The sequence below is a fragment of the Enterococcus sp. DIV0183 genome (assembly GCF_050541505.1).
GTDB classification, from domain to species: Bacteria; Bacillota; Bacilli; order Lactobacillales; family Enterococcaceae; genus Enterococcus; species Enterococcus faecalis.
Genome location: NZ_CP172932.1, coordinates 1,623,131 through 1,641,860 on the forward strand (window position 1 = coordinate 1,623,131; position 18,730 = coordinate 1,641,860).

Genomic DNA, 18,730 nt, shown 5'->3' on the forward strand with positions numbered 1-18,730 from the left:
TTCACTTTTAGGTACACCTAAAACTAGTTAACATAATTATAGTCTTCTTATTCTTCGTTGTAAACTGTTACATTTTAATTTTTTAAGCACTTTCGCTATAAATCGTTTGGTTTTTACCAAAAAATCCCTTACACTTATTTTATCATAGATCGGAGGTTATGAGGATGAAGTTAGATATGGTCGGTATTATCGTCAACGATATGACACAAGCACTCTCTTTTTACCAAACGCTAGGTTTTAACGTGCTGGGAGAAGCTTCGCCTGATTACACAGAATTACAAAACAATGGCGTCAGGATTTCTTTAAATTCACTACAAATGATTACTGGTGTCTATGGGTTTGCGCCTAGCCAGCAAGGCGATAAAATCGAACTTGCTTTTCTTTGTGAAACGGCCGCAGAAGTTGATAACACCGTAAAAAAAATGAGCCAAGCTGGTTACATTGTTTTTAAAGAACCTTGGAATGCACCTTGGGGCCAACGATACGCAATCATTAAAGACGTGGATGCAAATTTAATTTCACTCTTTGCCCCTCTATAATATTACTAAAAGATGCTCCACTTTCGTTTCTTTAACTCTCTTTCGAAAGATCATTGCAGAATGGGTCTTAAGTAGGATGTCTTTTCTGTCTCTTTTTTTGTATAATAAACTTATCAAATGATGCGTATCTTACAACTTTGTTCGTTTGCAGAAAGAACAAACGATGTTTTTTATTGATGAAAAGTTATATACTAAAAGTACGATGAGTATAACTAAAGGAGATGAGAAATGTGAGTGTTACCCTATCTAGAAAAATTGTTAATATTATTTCCATTTTGGGCATTGTTGCAACCATAATTGCAACCATCTATTTTATCCGATTAGGTGTCTTCAAGGACATCAATGCACTAAGAGGACTAGTAGGGCAATCTGTCATTCTCGGTCCGATTATTTTCATGTTAATTCAGATTATTCAAGTGGTTATTCCGATTATTCCTGGTGGTGTTAGCTGTGCTGCAGGGGTCTTGATTTTCGGGCCAACAATGGGCTTCGTCTATAATTACGTTGGTATTGCACTTGGCTCTATTATCATTTTCTTATTAGGTCGTAATTATGGGAAACCATTCATTATGAGCCTTGTCAGTGATAAAACATATAACAAGTATATCGGTTGGTTAGACAATGAAAAACGTTTTGAACGATTGTTTGCTTTAGCAATTTTCTTCCCGATTGCACCGGATGATGCGCTTTGTTTAATGGCCGGTTTAACAAAAATGTCTGTGAAAAAATTTACTCTGATTATTTTATTAGCAAAACCTGCTTCTATCTATTTATATAGTCTTGCGTTAATTTATGGCGGTACATTTTTAACTAGCTTAATGGGAATGTAAAATAAATAAAAAAGCGAACGGACTAAATCAAAACTCTGCCTGTGTCAGTTTGATTTAGTCCTTTTATTATGGAATTTTGGTAGAAACTGGGGGACTTTTGATGTTTAGTTATTTTAAAAATAGTATTGTGAATACGCTAGATTTTCTTAAAGGGACAACGGCGTATTTTCGCGATGTGCTCTTGATGCACGGATTTATGTTATTCGTTCTATTGCCTTTATTGACAAGTTTGTCCAAATTGGTACTCAAAGAAGGTGGGATTGATTATATTTCCTACGATAACTTAGGGGCAATTGCTACGCAACATCCCTATGTACTTTTGACTTTTCTACTAATTGGGCTGTTAATTTTACTGGCGCTCTTTTTTGAATTTACCTTTTTATTGCTTAGTGTTTATTTTATTAAGAAAAAGCAACCAATTACTCTAACGCAATTATTGCACGGCACCTTGCTTCAGATCAAAAAAGTTCGAGGAATTACCTTTCTGTTTTTCCTAGCATATTTCTTTTTGATTTTACCATTAAGTGGGTTAACCTTCCGCTCTTATTTATTAACAAGAGTTAAGATTCCAGCCTTTATCTTAGATTTTATTTTTGCAAATCGCGTCATTATTATTATTGGTTTCGTACTGTTAGAGCTGATTATCTTATATTTAGCGATTCGACTTGCTTTTGCCCTTCCAGAGTTGATTTTACGTGATGTTGGTTTTCGTGAGTCTTTAAAACGTAGTTGGCAAATTACAAAGCGGCGCTTTTTCCAGATTTTAGGACAATTTATTATCATTGGAGGAACTGTTTTAGGGATTTTTACGGCTGGCTATTTCTTGATATTTTTAGGTCAAACCGCCGTCGAAACGTTTAAACCTGAGTGGTCTTTACCTAGCGCTGTCATCGCTATGACGCTCCTTCAGGTTATGATGCTCTTAAACTTGGTGTTGTCTAGTGTTGCTATTTTTTACATTATTGTTGATGATATGGAGGATGAAGGGATTTTGCCTGACACGCCAGAATGGTTCACCCCGAAATCAGAGGTTCGGGTAGAATGGACCACCTTCAGAGTCGTTCTTTTTTGTTTGATTGCAATCATCTTCGGAATTGGTGTAGGCACCTATAATACGAATTACCTAAGTCATACACCTGACCGAAAACCGGTTACCATCTCCCATCGTGGTGTTAATGGTAACAATGGCGTTCAAAACACCTTGGATTCTTTAATCGAGACCAATAAGGCAAAACCTGATTATGTTGAAATGGATATTCAAGAAACCAAAGACCATCAATTTATTGTCATGCACGATTTTAATTTACGGGCGTTAACGGGCGTTAATAAACGACCGAATCAATTAACACTTAAAGAATTAACGAATATGAATGTCACAGAAAATGGTCAAACTGCTAAAATGGTTTCTTTCGATGATTATTTAGCCAAAGCCAATCAATTAAAACAACGTTTATTAATTGAAATCAAAACCACGCCTCAAGATAGCCCTGATTTAGTACAGCGCTTTGTCAAACAATACCGTGAAAATATTTTAGAAAACGGCCATATCCTTCATACCTTAACCTATGATACGGCGATGGCCTTAAAGAAAGAAGAACCACGCTTTTATGTAGGCTACGTTATTCCTTTCAACATTGTGGGACCGCCTAAAATGCCAGTTGACTTTTTTACTATGGAATACAGTACAATGAATCGTAACTTTGTAAATGCCGCTCATCATGATGGGAAAAAGGTTTATGCTTGGACAGCAAATGATGAAGATGTTATGACACGAATGATTTTTTATGGCGTCGATGGCATCATTACCGATCAGCTCAGTCTACTGAACGAAACAATGAAAACCGATTTAGAAAACCCAACATACTCCGATAAACTGTTGAATTTCGCTATTGGAATGGGTTAAAAAAAGAGCCAATCTGCTGAGCAGATTGGCTCTTTTACGTTCATGTTAGTTGTTTTTACCAAAAATTCTTAAGAAAGCTAAGAATAAGTTGATGAAGTCAAGGTATAATTGTAATGCGAAGAAAACGGCCATCCCAGTACCTGCTTGATCACCTGTTTGCGCATAGACTTGGCGTATACGTTGGTTATCATAAGCAGTAATCCCTGAGAAAATTAGGACCATTAAAATGGAAATAAAGAATTCTACAGCATTACTGTGTAAAAGGAACATATTTAGCAACATCGCAATGATGATTCCGATTAAGGCACTATAAGCGGCATGACCAACTGCTGATAGGTCTTTCTTCGTAAAGACACCTACTAATGACATCGCGCCAAAGGTAGCTGCTGCACTTAAAAATGCGCCGGCCACTGTTCCACCAGTATACATTAATAACGTCACGGATAAAGTGACACCATTTAATAATGCATACGCAACAAATCCTGCAATCGCAATGGTTGGATTCTTCTGTGCTTTTGCGCCTAGATATAAAACTAAGCCAATTTCAACAAGCCAAATCATCCAAAAAGCTAAGCTTGATTGGAATAAAGTAGCTAGAACGGGTAAAAAGACAGTTGTCATTGCATAAGCCATGATTGCGCTAATACCAATTCCTAACGCTAAAAATCCGTAAATTTTGGCATAAAATTTATTCAAACCTGTGCCAGTTTGGATATACTCTTGATTATTCATAAGTTAAAGTCCCTTCTTTCTCTGTTAGTTCATCAATCGTCACTTGGGGTGGTTGAACCATCACCACTGCATCTAACACGCGATTTTCTTGCTCATTAACAGCCTCAACTGAAATGGTAATCACATCTTTCATTTTGTCGACTTTGATTACTTCTAATTGGAAAGTCAATGTTTCGTAATGAAAAACGGGTTCCACAAAGTTCACAGAGAAATTCACAACATGTGAACCTGGTCCTGGTAAATGTTTTGAAATCGCACTAGTGATAATTCCCATCAGCATAATTGATGGTACGATTGGTTTTTCATATTCTGTTTTTTGGGCATAATCATGTTGGATATATAAAGGATTCGCATCATTGGTCAAGCCCAAGTAAAGTAATAAGTCCTTGTCTTCAATTGACTCTGTCAAGGACAACGAATCTCCCTCTTCGATATCTTCGATGGTTTTGCCTAATTTTCTCGGTTTTCCGATATTCAAATTAGTACACCTCCGTTATTGATAAGATAATTGTACCAAAATGTACTTAAAAGGCAAGTTAAAAAGTAGTCTTTAAAGGATGTTTAAACAAAACCAACTTATCTGCCATGCTAGATTTTAAAAACAAACAACGGAACAGGAGCAGCTTCTTATTTTTTGAAGCCAGATACCCCTGTCCCGATTTTGTTTATGTTCTCTTATAAAACGTTTCTAGTTGTGTTACTTAGTAATGTTTCGTAGGCTTGTTCAAATTTCTGAACGTCGCCAGCGCCCATAAAGACAACCACTGCATTTTCAAAATCTAGTAAAGGTGACACATTATCTTCGGTAATTACTTGTCCACCTTTTTGAATTTTTTCACCTAAATCTTCAATGCGTACCTCGCCTTGTGTTTCACGCGCAGAGCCAAAAATATTACACAAGAATACTTCATCTGCTAAATCCAGTGCTTCAGCAAATTCATCCATTAAGGCAATTGTTCGTGTAAATGTATGTGGCTGGAAGACAGCAATAATTTCTTTATCAGGATATTTTTGACGAGCGCCATCAATCGTTGCTTTAATTTCAGCTGGATGGTGCGCATAATCATCAACAATAATCATGTCACTGACTTTTTTCTCGCTAAAACGACGTTTTACACCTTTAAAACTTAGCATTTCTTCTGCGACTTTTTGCATATCAAGTTTTTCAAAATAAGCCACAGCAATCACACCTAGCGCATTCATGATATTGTGATGGCCAAATGCTGGTAAGACAAAATGACCTACAAAATCATCCTTGTGATAAACATCAAAAGATGAGCCTTCCGTTGTTCGTTGAATATTTCGGGCTTGGATATCATCCTCTTCGCTGACGCCATAATAATAAACTGGCACTTCTGATTCTAACTGACGAAGATACTTATCATCACCATAAGCAAAAATTCCTTTTTTGACTTGATGAGCCATTGTTTGGAACGCTGAAAAAACGTCCTCAATGCTCTTGTAGTAATCTGGATGATCAAAATCGATATTCGTCATAATCGCATAATCTGGTGAATAAGCCAAGAAATGACGGCGATATTCACACGCTTCAAATGCAAAGAAATCAGCATCTGGTTCGCCGTGGCCAGTGCCATCCCCTATTAAATAACTAGTTGGATTGATACCACTTAATACATGTGCTAGCAAACCAGTCGTACTTGTTTTCCCATGTGACCCTGTTACAGCAATGCTTGTGTACGGTTCGATAAAACGAGCAATGAAATCGTGGTAACGAATTACTTCTGCGCCTAATTCGATGGCGCGGGCGATTTCCTCATGGGTATCTGGAAAAGCATTTCCAGCAATAACAATCATGTCTTTATCAATATTATCTGCATTAAATGGTAAAATAGGGACACCTGATTTTTCAAGATCCCGTTGTGTAAAGAAATACTCTTCTACGTCTGATCCTTGAACGTTGTAGCCTTTTTGGTGTAAGACCAACGCTAATGAGCTCATGCCAGAACCTTTAATTCCGACAAAATGGTATAATTTGTTCTCTTGATTTCCCATTATAATCCTCTTCTCTGTCACTATATAAAACATACCTTTTTTAAAAAAATTTCAATCATACGAGATTCATTATCGTATAAAACAAAAAAATAATCAACTATTAAAACAGAATAAAAAACTTACATGTTTCAAATCCACATGCAAGTTTCATCTCTTAACTAAAATATTTACTGTTTTCTAATACAGAACTTGAATCTTCTAGCATCCCACTTAATGGTTTATCCAAGATGCCCTTTTTCTTCTCTTCTGTCACAGGTGCTTCCGGCTCCACTTGAGCATTCGCTTTAGCTAATTTTTTCCCATAAGCAGTTTGACTTTTAGCATTTTTCTTTGCGGCATTCAAACGGGAACGCGAACGTAAATCCAACGCATCTTCGCCAAAACGTTCTAAGTCTGGTTTGATTTGTTGATATTGTCGTCTAGTTAAAGGAATCTCAGGTTCTGAGGTTGGAATATTAAACTTCCGCACCGTTGGATCTTCTTCCGTATCTTTCACTTGAAAAGCCGTTGGTTCATCATCAAGAATGACATATGAACGCCGATCTTTTTTCATTGCTTTTAGCAACTCTTCTTCAGTAAAACTAGGTTCCTGTTCCTCAGGAATCACAGAAGCCGGGATATATTTAGGAACAAAATAAGAAGGTGTCGTTTTCTGCACTAATGGTGATGCGGCAGGTCTACTTGGTTTCGCTACGACTTCTTTTTTTTTATACGTTTGTGTCCAGCCATTTCCTTTTGGCGTCCCAAAAAGGCTATTATTTTTTTTCGTTGCTTGTTTATTTTTCGTTGCTTTACTAGCATGTTTTGTGTAGTCTGGCAAATTAGAACGATGACGTGCTAATTGCTCTTGTTGTGCTGCCGTTAATTGTTGTGTTTGTTTATTTGTAGTTGATTGATTCGTTGTTGGTTGTTGGACGGATGGTGTGCTTTGTCTAGTATCTTCGGCAGATGTTGTAGTTCTTCTGCTACCAGACATTGCTTTACCAATCAGATCATCTTGAAATAAGTTACGTTCATTATCTGTTGGTAATTTTACGCCCTGTTCATCATCATACGCTGGAAAACGGAAATGTTTTCTCTTCACTTGAGCATTATCCATTGCGGTCATTCCTTTTATTTTTCTTTCTCATTAGTTTAACACATTCTCAATGAATACTAAAGAACTTGCCTGAATTTTTAAGAGAACAAAAAAAGAAACCTCCGTTTAAAAAGGTTTCTTTTTTGTTTATTTATCTAGTTGTAATTTGGCAAAGTCCGCTTTGACTTGAATGAATGACTGAAACAATTGTAAAAACTGAAAGAGTCGCGCCCGATTTTCAAATTCACTTCTTGTTTGCGGTAATGGTTTTGTGCGATAGGTTTCATAAACGGTCTTAATTCGATTCATAATTTCTTGTCCATCATTATTCTCTGCAAATGTTTCTGCCGTATATTCCAACAATTGTTGAATATAGCGAACTTGTTGCGCATCAACAGTAATATCTTCTAATAATTCCAACATGTTTTTTAGAATATTACTTTGCATTTTTCTCATCGCAAAGTACTCTAAATAGTACGTATTGGTAGACAGCAATTGATTCTCGGCATGATTTTTGGCCCACGTCTCGCCTGTACGAATAAAGGTTTTTAAATCTGCACAATGCATGACCAAATTTCGCTCTCCTGCAGCGTTGTTTAAATGTAGCGCCATTTCCCTTAAAATTTTACGAAACATTGTTTCAATGACTTCTTGGTCTTCTCTTAAACGTTTTTCTGTATCAGGCATATAAGAATTAGCTAATAACGCTAGTCCCACACCAATACTCATTAATAAAAACTCATTTCCAATAATCGCCCAAGAAAGATTTTTTTCGACTAAATAATGAGTTACCAAAACGGAACTCACAACAATCCCATCAGATAATTGAAAATACACAGCTGCTGGAATAAATAATAACAAAAAAATACCAAAAGCAATCGCTGTAAAACCTAAAAAAGTAAAACAAATATACGCTAAAATAGTTGCTAAAGCTAAGGATAACAAACGATAAATTCCTGTCATGACAGATGTTTTTTTCGTGCTAGTAACACTTAAAACTGAAATAATCCCTGCCGAAGGGGCATAAAGTAATCCCAGTTTTTCCGCAATAATCATTGCTAATGCAGCGCTAATGGCTGTCTTGACTGTTCGTAAACCAATTTTCATGCATACTCCCCTTAAAAAATAATAATTCTTCACTTTTCTCTAGTAATTTTACCTCTATTTCGGTTATCATTAAAGAGAAAAGTTATTTAGGAGCGAATATTTATGATAGTGGGTCGATTTCGTTTAGGCATGCGAACGTTAAAAACAGCAATTGCTGTCATGCTGTGTATTCTTTTATTTCAATTTTTCCATCGTGGCTCACCTATGATTGCCTGTTTAGCAGCTGTTTTTTCGCTAAGACAAGATTTAAATACCAGTTTGTCTTTTGGAAAATCGCGCATTATTGGAAACACATTGGGTGGCTTTTTAGCTTTGCTTTATGTATTAGCACAAGATTATTTTCCTAATCAACACTTAGTAGAATTACTGCTACTACCACTTTTAGTCATTATCGTCATCGTTGTTTCTGATGGGATTAATAACAATGCTGGGATCATTTCTGCAACTGCGACACTTTTAATGATTTCTTTAAGTATTCCGCAAAGCGATTCCTTTCAATATTCAATGGAACGTGTGTTGGATACATTCATTGGGACCTTTATAGCGATTGGTTTAAACGTCTTTTTACAACCTAAGCCAGCAGAAGAAGCCCATGAAATTTCTGAAGATTTAGCTGAATTAGAAAAGAAAGAAAAAGAACTAGAAGCTTTACGCCAACAAGTTCAAGCGCGGATTGACGCAGAAGAAAACACTGACGACAAGGCAAATAAATAAAGAAACAGCCGATTGAAGAGAATAACAATCGGCTGTTTCTTTATAGTTCCCAATTCGTTTTTGCTTGAAAGTTGGCGGCTGCGCCAATCAAGTTGGCATCATTTTGATAATGGCAGGTCACGATTTCTGGAACAAAATCTTTTAATTCAAAGGTTTGTAAATGCGTTAGCATCCGGCGATTAATCTCTGCTAATAAGCCTTCTTTAGCAGAAACACCACCTCCGAGTACAATCATTTCAGGATCATAAGAAAACTGTAAGCCGAATAATCCTTGTGTTAAATAATCATAAAAATTATTGACTTCTTCGCGAGCAATCTCATCCCCTCGTTGTGCCAGTTCAAAAACTTCTTCTCCTGTCACCGCCTGTTTTTCGACTCCAATTCGTTCACAATAGCGCTGAGCCATTTTGACAGCTGTGCCAATTTCACTGAATGTTTGGCCATTACTTAAAAAGTTCAGTCCAAACTCGCCTCCATATAAATGAGCGCCTTTGTACAATTCACCATTGCGAAAAATCGCTCCGCCAATTCCTGTCCCAATAACGACAAAAAGCACTTCTTTTTTTCCTTTCGCCGCGCCTTCATATATCTCAGCTAAACCAGCACAATTCGCATCATTTTCGATAGTCACTGGTAAGCCAAACAACGCTTCTAATTCTTCATAAATGTTAAAATGATGAATATATGGAATGGCGGAAATCCCTAAAATCTGTTGACTTTTTTCGTCAACTACTCCAGGTGAACTAAAAGCAACACCACTAATCGACTCATTTCTTTTGTCTGCATAAACCGAATATAAATGCGCTTTCATTTCTTCCCAAGAGCCAGGTGTTGGAAAGCTCCCTTGATTTGTTAATTCTTTGCCTGTCCAAACGCCGTATTTCACGGAAGAACCGCCAAGATCAAATGCTAAAATTGCCATATTTATCCATCCTTTTCTACTTCTGTTTTCTTATTTCTTCGATACGTATACGGTCCATGATAGGTCTCATCAGGATTTTTCGTCAAGCGAAATTTCAACGGAACATAGTCAATGCCGCCTTTAACAAAAGGATGACATCGTAAAATCCGTGCTACCCCCATCGTTGTTCCTTTGACACTTCCATGTGTATGAATTGCATCAATCATATATTGTGAACAGGTTGGGTAATAGCGACAACGTGCAGGCAATCCTGGAGAAATAAATCGTTGATAAAAACGAACACCGCCGATTAACGGATTTTTCATAAAGTGCCTTCTTTCTAACTAATTCTTACTAAAGAATAGCTTGTTTTTTCATGTTTGGCAAGTCTTAGTTACGAGAAATTACACCAGGTGCACCTATGACGAATTCTTACATTTCTGTTGCTATCCAAATGAAAAAAAACGTGCTACACTATAAAAAAAGGAATGGAGGCTTAGTAAATGGGATTAAAATTTGAACGTTCCAATGACTTAGATAAACTCTTCGATTCTTTCGCCGTTGATCCATTAAAGAAAGAAGTACCTCTTGAAGAACTGGCAAAACAACGACAAGAAGCAAAAAAAGAAGAAGCAAAAAAACAAGCAAAAGAGTAATTTTGCTTGTTTTTTTCTATAGAAACTTTTCAATTGCTGTCCAAGCTGCTTCTTTTCCTTCTTTTGTTTCAGAAGAGAAAATAATAAAGTCATCTTGTTTATCAAAATTCAAGGCTTTTTTGATGACACTCTCGTGTTTGTTCCATTTGCCCCGCGGAATTTTGTCTGCCTTAGTTGCCACAATAATAACTGGCAAATCATAGTATTTCAAAAATTCATACATTTGGATATCATCTTGGGTCGGCGGATGACGTAAATCAATTAAAGAAACGACTGCACGTAACTGCTCACGTTGCGTGATATACGTTTCAATCATTTTTCCCCACTTCGCACGTTCTGTTTTAGAAACTTTGGCATAACCATAGCCAGGAACATCCACAAAGTGTAAGGCATCCTCAATTAAATAAAAGTTTAGCGTTTGCGTTTTACCAGGTTTACCTGAAGTTCTTGCTAAATTTTTACGATTAATCAAGGTATTAATAAAAGATGATTTCCCAACGTTCGAACGTCCAGCTAAAGCAATCTCCGGTAATTGAGATTCAGGATATTGTTTAGGGGATACCGCACTAATCACGATTTCTGCATTATGTACGTTCATTGTTTTCCTCCGTTCTTCTATTCAGTCTTTCATTCAAAAGCTTAACAAAAACAGCTCTTTCGGAGATCCGCCGAAAGAGCTGTTTTCAGCTTCAATCTTATACAGCTTCTTTATCTTTTTTGTTATAAATAATTGTTGGTTTACCGGTACCTTCAGCGGCCATTTTAGTAATGATAACTTTTTCAATGCTTTCATCTGAAGGAACATCAAACATTACGTCCATCATAATTTCTTCAATGATTGAACGAAGTCCGCGTGCGCCAGTATTACGTTCAATGGCTTTGGCTGCGATGGCTTTTAATGCTTCTGGTTCAAATTCTAATTTAGTGTCATCAAGAGACAATAATTTTTGATATTGTTTCACCAAGGCATTCTTCGGTTCTGTTAAAATTCGAACCAAATCATCATTCGTTAATTTATCAAGCGCAGCCATTACAGGTAAGCGTCCAATAAATTCTGGAATTAAACCAAATTTCAATAAATCTTCTGGAATAATATGTTGCATGATGCTTTCTTCTTCATTTAAAGCAGAATTGGTTTTACCAAAACCAATAGTTTTTTCGCCTAAGCGGTTTTTAACAATGGTTTCAATTCCATCAAATGCTCCACCAACGATGAAGAGAACATTCGTTGTGTCAATTTGGATAAATTCTTGATGTGGATGTTTGCGGCCCCCTTGTGGTGGTACACTTGCAACTGTTCCTTCAAGAATTTTTAGTAAGGCTTGTTGAACACCCTCACCTGAAACATCTCGAGTAATCGAAACATTTTCACTCTTACGGGCAATTTTATCAATCTCATCAATATAGATAATGCCCTTTTCCGCACGTTCAACATTATAGTCAGCAGATTGTAGTAATTTTAAAAGGATATTTTCAACATCTTCCCCTACATAACCTGCTTCTGTTAAACTGGTCGCATCAGCGATTGCAAAAGGTACATTTAATGTTTTTGCTAACGTTTGAGCCAAGAAAGTTTTACCTGAACCTGTTGGTCCAATTAAACAAATGTTACTTTTTTGCAATTCAACGTCATCTTGAGTTGCAGCTGTTTCTGATTGATTCACACGTTTATAGTGATTGTAAACAGCAACAGAAAGTGTGCGTTTTGCACGTTCTTGTCCAATAACATATTCATTTAAAACATTTAAAATTTCTTGGGGTTTTGGCACATCCGTTAATTCTCGGACTGCTTCATCATAAAATTCTTCATCAATAATCTCTTTACATAGATCAATACATTCATTACAAATATAGACACCCGGACCAGCAACAATTTTTTTTACTTCTTCTTGTGTTTTCCCACAAAATGAACAACGAACGGTCCCGTTATTATCCGTATTGTCGTACATGTTCGTCACCCCTCTAAAAATCAAAAAATGACTGTCATCACAGTCTCTCATCATAATAGCACAAACCACTTTAAAATGCGAACATCTCAGATAGAAAGTTTTATTGTTCTTAGACTTCTTATGGTATACTACATTATATAAAAGCACTTTCATAAAAAGTGATTGTGTTGAAACAAATTGGAGGAATTGTGATGTTAGAACAAATTTTACTAGGTACCTATACTCGAAGAGCCAGCCAAGGCATTTATAAAATTGCATTAGATACGACACAAGGTCGTTTAACAGAAGCGACACTTTTGTTAGAAGAAACGAGTCCTACCTATCTTGCTCTGAGTCAAAAGGGCGAACTTTTTAGCGTCACTAGTGTTGACGGTGAAGGTGGCACTGCCGCTTATCAACCAGAAATGGACCATTTTAACTTATTGAATAAAGTAACTGAGGAAGGTGCGCCGCCATGTTATGTAGCTGTTGACGAAAACCGACAACTTGTCTATGCAGCAAATTATCACCAAGGTATCGTTCACGTGTATCGTATCTTAGAAGATGGTTCTTTGGAAGATGCTGACAAAGTGATTCATACAGAGCCAACTGGTCCTCATGAAAACCAAAACAATGCCCATGTTCATTACACAGATTTGACGCCTGATCAACGCTTAGTCGTCTGTGATCTAGGAACCGATCGTGTGTATACGTATAATGTTAGCTTAGATGGAAAGCTTTCTGAAATCGCTCAATTCGTGACTGAGCCAGGGACTGGTCCACGTCATTTAGTGTTCCATCCAACAAAATCATTGGCTTATTTATTTGGTGAATTAGATAGCACTGTTTCAGTTCTTTCATATGATGAAACAGATGGTTCTTTCACTGAATTACAAAAGGTTTCTACTTTACCTGCTGATTATGATGCGTTTAATGGTGGTGCTGCAATTCGTATTTCTTCTGATGGCCGTTTCCTTTATGCTTCAAACCGTGGCCATAACTCGATTGCTGTCTATGCTGTTTCAGAAAACGGCGAAGCGATTGAACGAATTCAATTAATTTCAACAGAAGGCGATATTCCAAGAGATTTCGATTTAGATCCTTCTGAAGATTTCATCGTTGTCGCTAATCAAGACTCTGATAACTTAACACTTTATCGTCGGAACCAAGAAACTGGCTTATTAGAAATGATTCAAAAAGATGTTGCCGTTCCCGAATGTGTTTGTGTTTTATTTGTATAATTAAGTTGACTATTTCCTTGGAAAATAACAGGAGTCAGATGCTAATTAATGTTTGCATCTGACTCCTGTTTTCTTATTTTAAACGATGGATTAGTTCTCCAATTCTTTAACGTATAAATAAAAAGAGCCAAAGTCTAAGCGATTCATTTGTAAAGATTCATGAATTTTTGTGAACCCTTTACTTTCGAAAAATCGAATCATTCTATGGTTTGTATGATTAGTTTGAGCATACATTTTACGTCTTCCTTCCCAGACTGCTCGTTTCTCCAATTCATGGAACAACAAACTGCCATAACCCTTGGCAATATAATTAGGCGAAGTTGCAAAGCGCTTTAACCAAACAAAGTCTTGTTCCTGCTCCATACAGAACGTTGCCATTGAAAAAATCATTTCTTCGTGCACTAGCAAATACAACCGTTTTTTTGTAATGTCTTCTTGGATATCTTCTTGAGAAGGGTAGTCCTTTGTCCACTGTGTAATGCCCACAACATCCATGTATGCCTTTACTTCTGTTAAAAATTGAAGAATAATCGGTAACTCTTTCTCATCAGCCACTCTAATTTTCATTGTTTATTCTCTTAATAAGGTAACAATAGAATCGACAAGACAATCACACTAATAATGCCAATGATGGTCGGTACACTCGTCCGTTTTAAAATTCTGATGGGACTAACTCCTACTGTTGATGCGACAATCATGACAACTGCTGCTACAGGAGAAATCGTTCTAGTTAAATTCGCAATCATCTGCATTGGCAAGGAAATTAAGATGCCATCAATCCCAGCTTTTTCAGCAATCCCAGGGATTAGTTCGATAACCGCATAAAACATTGCCAGACCACCACCGCTTAAAATTCCAAAAAGGGTCGTTGCACCGCTGAAAATTAAGGTCGTAACGATTCCTGCTGAACTTGACGCTTCGACAGATGCCATAATACTATCAATAATTCCTAACGTTTGAATCGCAGACGTGAACAATGAACCGCCTACGACAAGCATCACAACTTGACTAAACCCTTGCCCCATTCCTTTAAACATCTCGACAGCTGTATCTTGAACTTTTTTAAAAGATTTCAAGCGAAGCGTCTCAACCAATACAGCAATGAAGAAAGAAATAAATGTAAGAACAAAAATATCCATCGTTATTCCTTTAATAAACATTCCTGCGATTCCCACTCCAACAATTAATAATAGCGGTAATATTGGCAATATTGCATAAAATTTAGGAACATCAAATTCTTTTTGTTTGCTTAAGCCCTCTTCATTTAATGAAACATAGGCAGCCTCACCTTCTTTTTTATCGCAGTATTTTTGCCAGAAGTACTGTGCAACCGCAATGATTAATAACGATGGCAGCGAAATTTTGGCATTCCATACAACATAATTTAACACATCATAACCAAGAGTATTTGCGGCGATTACGTTATCCGCGCCTAAAGGTGTTGGCATGATAGTTGCCGTCATTGCAATCACACCTGCAGCAGTTAAGGATGAAATCCCCATGCTGGCTAGCATCGGATATAATATAGACATTAAAATAATCGCTAAGCTTGATGCACTAGGAACTACTAGTGACATTAAATTTCCAATTAAAAAGACCACAGGGACAAATAACGATTTACGTTTAATCTTCATTAATGGTTTCACCAAAAAGTTGACAGCCATCTGATTGGCCCCGATTGCATTCATATAGCCTGAATAACCAAAAAGAATCATAATTACAATTCCTGCTGAACTCACTTGTGCAATAATTGTATCTTTAAACTTCAAGAAAATATCAAATAATCCAAAACCGGTTCCTTCTCCTGCAGGATAAATGGGATGTCCTAACATCCATGCACATGCAAGTAGAACAAGCGCACCAATAATTAAGCTGAGTGCGGGATGATAATTTTTTACAATCAAATAGGCTACAACAATTAAAACGACCAACACCAATAAACTTTCAATCATACTTATCCTCCTTCAGTTAATTAACCGCTTTCATTTTTTCGACAACCCATTTTTGAAAAGCTTCAACATTTACATCTATACAGGCAACGGCATTCGTGTTTTTATGATACTTCATTTTTAAATCCGCAACAGTAGCTCCCGCAGCTGGACCTTCCAAAGCAACTTCAATGAACGTTTCAGTTGTCTCAAATAATTCTGGTGAAGTTAAATAGGCAATCGCACAGACATCATGCATTTTCAAACCTGTAGTTAGACTGCCGCCTCTATAATGACGGAAAAGACCATAAAACATTTCCCCAACTCTACCAAGCGCTCTGATGGCTGTTACTTCATGATTCGTTAACACAGCTTGACTTGTAACATCTAATCCTACCATTGTTAGCGGGACACCTGATTGGAAAACAATTTGTGCAGCGTGTGGATCGACATACGTATTAAATTCGGCACTTGTATTTGTATTTCCCCTTGCTAATGAGCCACCCATCATGACGATTTCTGCAATATTTTCTTTGACTTCTGGATAGAGGGTCAGTAACAAAGCAATATTCGTTAATGCAGCAATTGGAACAATGGTCAAAGGAACATCACTAGACAGAATTTCTTTTCGCATAGCTTCCACTGCATGAATATCTAAACACGTAGAGATAGGTTGCGGAAACTCAAAGCCATCCATGCCAGTCTCCCCATGAATCTCAGCAGAATCTTCCAATTGAATAAGTAACGGACAATTACACCCCTTGGCTACAGGAACCTTTTTCCCAAAAAAATCGACAAGTTTCAAGGCATTATTTGTTGTTTTTTCTACATCTACATTCCCTGCAACCGTCGTTATTAAGCGAACTTCTAGGTTAGGATGATTCAGTGCAATCGCTAAAGCTACAGCATCATCAATTCCTGGGTCCGTATCAATAATGATCGGTCTTTTCTTTGTATCCATTTTTCTTCCTCCATTTACATTTAGGAAAAACATTTCCGGAAACGTTTTCTTAATTTGAGATTAACAGCGCTTTCATTAAAAGTCAAGCAGAATTTCTAAATAATAAATAATTAGGCTTTTTCTTGACTTTCTGCTTTTAGAATGCTTACTATAAAAAAGAGTTAAGTGAAAGGACGAAAATGATGAATATTAAAGATATTGCAAAATTAGCTGGCGTTTCCGCTTCAACTGTATCCAAAATTATAAATAATAAAGATCAAACTATTAGTAAAGAAACCCGTGAGCGTGTCTTAAAAATCGTTCGAGATTACAACTACACACCTTACTCAGCAAATCTCGTCACAAATAGTACTACAAAAACCTTCGTGTTATTATTAAATAGCCATGAAACTTTTGAGGCTTGGGTTACGAGCTTTATTGATAAAGTTCAAGAAAATGGCTATAACTGCTTGATTTTAAATAGTCACGGTAGTTTAGAACAAGAACTGAAAAATATTACCTCGCCAACGTTAAAACAAGCCAGTGGCATTATTTGGGACCCAATCAATGAAAACAGTAAACAATACGCGAAATTTATAGAAGAATTAACGATTCCTTACTATTTCGTCAATCACTCAACTAACGAATTACCTTCTCTAGCGGGGCTTTATGAAGAAGCTAGTTATGTTTTAACCCAAGAATTATTACAGAATAACCATAAAAAAATTAGTTATTTCGTCACTAACCCAAAATATAAAGAAGCAATTATTGCAGGCTATAAAAAAGCCTTGTTTGATGTCAATTTACCCTTTAGTAAAGAAAATATTTTAACCACTATCCCTGCTGATTTCAGTAATCAGCTTATCACAGATGGGATTACGGGTATCCTTACCGATGACTATACCCAGGCTGTTTTTTTGGAACAGCTTTTAAAGCAGAGCGGTTTGCGAACCCCCGATAATTACTCTTTACTCGCAATTAAGCGAAAAATTGATCGTTCATTTTTACCTGATCATATTTCTTCCGTCTTATTAGATACAGAGACGTTTGGTAGCAAGTTAGCCTTATTATTGCTTAACAAACGCAAAGAAAAAACAGCCTTGATTAATGAGGCTGAAAAATTGGTGCTAGATCACAAAAATACATTAGGCATGTCTAGTGTTAATCCACATAGCAAAATGATTGTAGTGGGTAGTTTAAACGTTGATAATTATCTGTATTCAACAAATTTACCACATAACGGCAAAACAAATTTTTTGTCTAGCTATGCTAAATTCCCCGGCGGAAAAGGATTAAATCAAGCTGTTGGCTTAACCAAACTGGGCCATCAGGCCACCTTAATTGGTTGTTTAGGCTCAGACACAGATGCGAATTACTTATATAAAGAATTAGAAAAATACCACGTTACGACAGATGGTATCACACGTATTCAAGATACTGAGACTGGTCAAGCTTATATTTATGTTGAGACAAGCGGCGACTCCATGATTTCAATCTTACCTGGTGCAAACACAGCGCTTACGCCTAAAAAAATCGCACAGCAAAAACACCTATTTATGGATGCCAGTTTTTGTCTCATTCAAACAGAAATTCCTTTGTCTGCTGTAGAGAAAGCTTGTGAAATCGCCCAACATTCAGGGGTACCGATTATTTTAAAACCAGCTGCTATTCATCATATTCCAGTGAATATACTAGAAAAGGTTGATTTTTTCATTCCCAATGAAGATGAATTATTGGAACTTCAACCAGATACTGGTACATTAGAAGAGAAAGCGGCGTACTTCTTAGAAATGGGCGTAAAAAATGTCATTGTTACTTTAGGAAAAAAAGGCGTGTTATTAAAAACACCCCAAGTGTGCCACTATTTCCCTGCAACAGAAAATATAGCTGTGGATAGCACTGGTGCCAGTGACAGCTTTATCAGCGCGCTCGCCTCCTATCTTTCGAAAGGTTATCCGACTGAAGCAGCCATTCAAATAGCAATTCAGGCTGCAGGATTTTCAGTTTCTAAAGAAGGGGTGATTGATTCTTTAGTTGATCACGCCACTTTGGAAAATTATTTGATAAAAAAAGAACCCGCTCTTTTTGCTCATCGTAACACCTGTATCGACTGACACAGGTGTTTTCCTGCTGAATATCTTGTTATTTTCTCATAAACCAATGAGAATTGTTCTTTTTTATTACAATTTATTAGGCGAACTATTATAATAAAAGAGAAGT

19 protein-coding genes are annotated in these 18,730 nt (G+C 36.7%); 7 read left to right on the forward strand and 12 right to left on the reverse strand.

From position 1 onward, the window contains the following. Positions 1-164 precede the first annotated feature (164 nt). The 3 genes from IGK72_RS07995 to IGK72_RS08005 all read left to right on the forward strand — a co-directional run bounded on the left by IGK72_RS07995 (position 165) and on the right by IGK72_RS08005 (position 3,272). The gene (locus IGK72_RS07995; RefSeq protein ID WP_002381774.1) at positions 165-539 is read left to right on the forward strand and encodes a VOC family protein; all 375 of its coding nucleotides are present in this window, start codon (positions 165-167) and stop codon (positions 537-539) included. A 221-nt stretch (positions 540-760) separates the two neighbouring features. Beyond that, positions 761-1,369, forward strand: a complete 609-nt coding sequence (locus tag IGK72_RS08000) for a TVP38/TMEM64 family protein (RefSeq protein WP_031324485.1) — start codon at positions 761-763, stop codon at positions 1,367-1,369. A gap of 100 nt (positions 1,370-1,469) precedes the next feature. Beyond that, positions 1,470-3,272, forward strand: a complete 1,803-nt coding sequence (locus IGK72_RS08005) for a glycerophosphoryl diester phosphodiesterase membrane domain-containing protein (RefSeq protein ID WP_002364138.1) — start codon at positions 1,470-1,472, stop codon at positions 3,270-3,272. Between the two features lie 45 nt (positions 3,273-3,317). On the opposite strand, the gene IGK72_RS08010 is transcribed toward IGK72_RS08005, so the two are convergent. From IGK72_RS08010 to IGK72_RS08030, 5 genes are all read right to left on the reverse strand, one after another. Continuing rightward, positions 3,318-4,004, reverse strand: a complete 687-nt coding sequence (locus IGK72_RS08010; protein ID WP_002357165.1) for a Bax inhibitor-1/YccA family protein — start codon at positions 4,002-4,004, stop codon at positions 3,318-3,320. After that, positions 3,997-4,482: a MaoC/PaaZ C-terminal domain-containing protein gene (locus tag IGK72_RS08015; protein WP_002357164.1), complete on the reverse strand. Its 486-nt coding sequence runs from the start codon at positions 4,480-4,482 to the stop codon at positions 3,997-3,999. The genes IGK72_RS08010 and IGK72_RS08015 overlap by 8 nt, the downstream gene beginning before the upstream one ends. Positions 4,483-4,679: 197 nt before the next feature. Continuing rightward, positions 4,680-6,017, reverse strand: a complete 1,338-nt coding sequence (gene murC / locus IGK72_RS08020) for a UDP-N-acetylmuramate--L-alanine ligase (RefSeq protein ID WP_002357163.1) — start codon at positions 6,015-6,017, stop codon at positions 4,680-4,682. Between the two features lie 154 nt (positions 6,018-6,171). Next, complete coding sequence (locus IGK72_RS08025; protein ID WP_002410560.1) at positions 6,172-7,125, reverse strand: hypothetical protein; 954 nt, start codon at positions 7,123-7,125, stop codon at positions 6,172-6,174. A gap of 117 nt (positions 7,126-7,242) precedes the next feature. Continuing rightward, the gene (locus IGK72_RS08030) at positions 7,243-8,202 is read right to left on the reverse strand and encodes an aromatic acid exporter family protein (RefSeq protein ID WP_002360063.1); all 960 of its coding nucleotides are present in this window, start codon (positions 8,200-8,202) and stop codon (positions 7,243-7,245) included. Positions 8,203-8,304: 102 nt separating this feature from the next. Between IGK72_RS08030 and IGK72_RS08035 the strand changes: the two genes are divergently transcribed. Beyond that, on the forward strand, positions 8,305-8,916 hold the full coding sequence (locus IGK72_RS08035) for an FUSC family protein (protein WP_165548513.1): 612 nt from the start codon (positions 8,305-8,307) through the stop codon (positions 8,914-8,916). A 40-nt stretch (positions 8,917-8,956) separates the two neighbouring features. Here the strand turns inward: IGK72_RS08035 and IGK72_RS08040 are convergent, their stop codons facing one another. Beyond that, complete coding sequence (locus IGK72_RS08040) at positions 8,957-9,838, reverse strand: ROK family protein (RefSeq protein ID WP_002360061.1); 882 nt, start codon at positions 9,836-9,838, stop codon at positions 8,957-8,959. 2 nt (positions 9,839-9,840) lie between these two features. Next, on the reverse strand, positions 9,841-10,143 hold the full coding sequence (gene yidD / locus IGK72_RS08045) for a membrane protein insertion efficiency factor YidD (protein ID WP_002357157.1): 303 nt from the start codon (positions 10,141-10,143) through the stop codon (positions 9,841-9,843). 177 nt (positions 10,144-10,320) lie between these two features. On the opposite strand from yidD, the gene IGK72_RS08050 reads away from it, so the two are divergent. Further along, positions 10,321-10,473, forward strand: coding sequence for an SPJ_0845 family protein (locus IGK72_RS08050; RefSeq protein WP_002362024.1), 153 nt, complete (start codon positions 10,321-10,323; stop codon positions 10,471-10,473). A gap of 16 nt (positions 10,474-10,489) precedes the next feature. On the opposite strand, the gene yihA is transcribed toward IGK72_RS08050, so the two are convergent. Together yihA and clpX are read right to left on the reverse strand one after the other, a co-directional pair. Further along, positions 10,490-11,071 carry a ribosome biogenesis GTP-binding protein YihA/YsxC gene (yihA, locus tag IGK72_RS08055; RefSeq protein ID WP_002357155.1) on the reverse strand — a complete coding sequence of 194 codons (582 nt, stop codon included), beginning with the start codon at positions 11,069-11,071 and terminating at the stop codon, positions 10,490-10,492. A 97-nt stretch (positions 11,072-11,168) separates the two neighbouring features. Then, on the reverse strand, positions 11,169-12,422 hold the full coding sequence (gene clpX, locus IGK72_RS08060; protein WP_002357154.1) for an ATP-dependent Clp protease ATP-binding subunit ClpX: 1,254 nt from the start codon (positions 12,420-12,422) through the stop codon (positions 11,169-11,171). A 191-nt stretch (positions 12,423-12,613) separates the two neighbouring features. Between clpX and IGK72_RS08065 the strand changes: the two genes are divergently transcribed. Next, the gene (locus tag IGK72_RS08065) at positions 12,614-13,642 is read left to right on the forward strand and encodes a lactonase family protein (protein WP_002357153.1); all 1,029 of its coding nucleotides are present in this window, start codon (positions 12,614-12,616) and stop codon (positions 13,640-13,642) included. Between the two features lie 90 nt (positions 13,643-13,732). On the opposite strand, the gene IGK72_RS08070 is transcribed toward IGK72_RS08065, so the two are convergent. Genes IGK72_RS08070 through rihC form a run of 3 tightly spaced genes read right to left on the reverse strand, consistent with a single transcriptional unit; the run spans position 13,733 to position 16,564 of the window. Continuing rightward, positions 13,733-14,209 carry a GNAT family N-acetyltransferase gene (locus tag IGK72_RS08070; protein WP_002370992.1) on the reverse strand — a complete coding sequence of 159 codons (477 nt, stop codon included), beginning with the start codon at positions 14,207-14,209 and terminating at the stop codon, positions 13,733-13,735. 11 nt (positions 14,210-14,220) lie between these two features. Next, positions 14,221-15,594 (reverse strand): C4-dicarboxylate transporter DcuC, encoded by a 1,374-nt coding sequence (gene dcuC / locus IGK72_RS08075; protein WP_002380409.1) that lies wholly within the window; start codon positions 15,592-15,594, stop codon positions 14,221-14,223. 16 nt (positions 15,595-15,610) lie between these two features. Further along, positions 15,611-16,564, reverse strand: coding sequence for a ribonucleoside hydrolase RihC (gene rihC, locus IGK72_RS08080; RefSeq protein WP_002383111.1), 954 nt, complete (start codon positions 16,562-16,564; stop codon positions 15,611-15,613). A gap of 146 nt (positions 16,565-16,710) precedes the next feature. On the opposite strand from rihC, the gene IGK72_RS08085 reads away from it, so the two are divergent. Then, positions 16,711-18,624, forward strand: coding sequence for a PfkB family carbohydrate kinase (locus tag IGK72_RS08085; RefSeq protein WP_165548516.1), 1,914 nt, complete (start codon positions 16,711-16,713; stop codon positions 18,622-18,624). Positions 18,625-18,730: the final 106 nt, after the last annotated feature.